Below are 1268 nucleotides of genomic sequence, written 5' to 3'. Positions count from 1 at the left end.
CCGGAGGTGTCGTGGGTGGCGTTGTGGGCGGCAGCACGGATGTTCCCGCCACGGCACGCAACATGGCCCTGAGCAAAATCGTCAATGCTGTGGAAAGATACAAGAACTATCCCAAGCAGGCACGTCGTATCGGAGCGGAAGGGCTGGCGATGCTGCTGGTCAGCGTGGACGCACAGGGCCGCGTGACTGTCAGCAGCCTGCAGAAAAGCAGCGGTCAGGCGTCTCTCGACAGTGCCACCAGAGAGTTGGGAGAAAAACTGGCGGGACTGGACACAGGCGTGCGCGGGGCCGCTTTCAGCGTGTGCGTTCCTGTGGAATACAAACTGAAATAGACTGCTCCTGTCGTGAAAAATGTCGGGACGCAAGCCCGGAATCTGGCGCACACGGTCGCCGGCTCCGGGCAAAGACCCGGCATGGCAAGTCGAAAACCGGGCATGGCGAGGCAACGCCCCGGCATGGCAAAAGGCATTCTTGAGCCGACGCGGCAGCTCACCCCAGAAAATCTCACGCCCGGCAGAAAAAAGCCTGCCCGCATTCCGTGACAAGGATATTACAAAAATCTTTGCAGCGCAGTCAGCCTGTGCTGTCGCGAACAGCGCTACCCTTCTTCCACAAAATCGCGGCGGTGCACTATGGCCGGGGGCGCTTCGCCGCCTTCAGGCAAGCGGTGTTTTTGCGCCGAATGTTCTTCGCGCAGGGCAATGCTTTTTTCCTGCCAATCCGCCCACTGCGGCATGGTGTGACGCATGTAAAGCATGAACAGCCGCCAGCGCAGCATCACGTCATCAGGAATGACGTGCTCGAGCATACAGGCCACATTGGCTGCGGTTTCTTCGGGCAGTTGCAGCACTGTCAGAAAAAACTCCTGCAAAACCATGTTCCTGTGGGCCAGACGCTGCCCGGCGGCAAGGCCCTTTTCCGTCAGGTTCACAAGGCTGTACGGCGCGTAGCTGATGTAGCCCCGCTTGGCAAGCGTGCGCAGCGCATTGGTCACCGAGGGACGGGCAACTTTGGCCGCTTCGGCTATGTCACTGGGGCGGCACGCCCCTGTGGCGAATTCTTGTTTGAAAATGATAGCCAGATAATTTTCCAAAGCAGGAGAAAGATCGTTTTCTGCCTGAGCCATGTAATCAAACTCCTCTAGGCAGTGTCGTCACGAGATGAATTTCCTTGGTATATCAAGGAGAACGAGCCTTTTATGCAGCGAGTGTACTCTTATGGTACTCGACCGGAATAAAAGACGAAGTTCGACGCAGAGATACCGGGAA

At 57.4% G+C, this 1268-nt stretch carries 2 protein-coding genes; one reads left to right on the top strand and one right to left on the bottom strand.

The genetic code is table 11. The annotated features are described in order from the left end of the window. Positions 1-332: TonB family protein (locus tag V6C07_RS11870; RefSeq protein ID WP_333536691.1), on the top strand; the 332-nt coding region annotated here is incomplete at its 5' end. A gap of 266 nt (positions 333-598) precedes the next feature. Here the strand turns inward: V6C07_RS11870 and V6C07_RS11865 are convergent. Further along, entirely contained in the window at positions 599-1126 is a 528-nt protein-coding gene (locus V6C07_RS11865; RefSeq protein WP_333536690.1) for a metal-dependent transcriptional regulator, read from the bottom strand. Positions 1127-1268 lie beyond the last annotated feature (142 nt).

Origin of the sequence: Desulfovibrio sp. 1214_IL3152, from assembly GCF_036763055.1 — a bacterium.
Lineage (GTDB): Bacteria > Desulfobacterota > Desulfovibrionia > Desulfovibrionales > Desulfovibrionaceae > Desulfovibrio.
The sequence above is the reverse complement of the archived record's forward strand: the minus strand, read 5'-3'. Positions and strand labels throughout refer to the sequence as shown.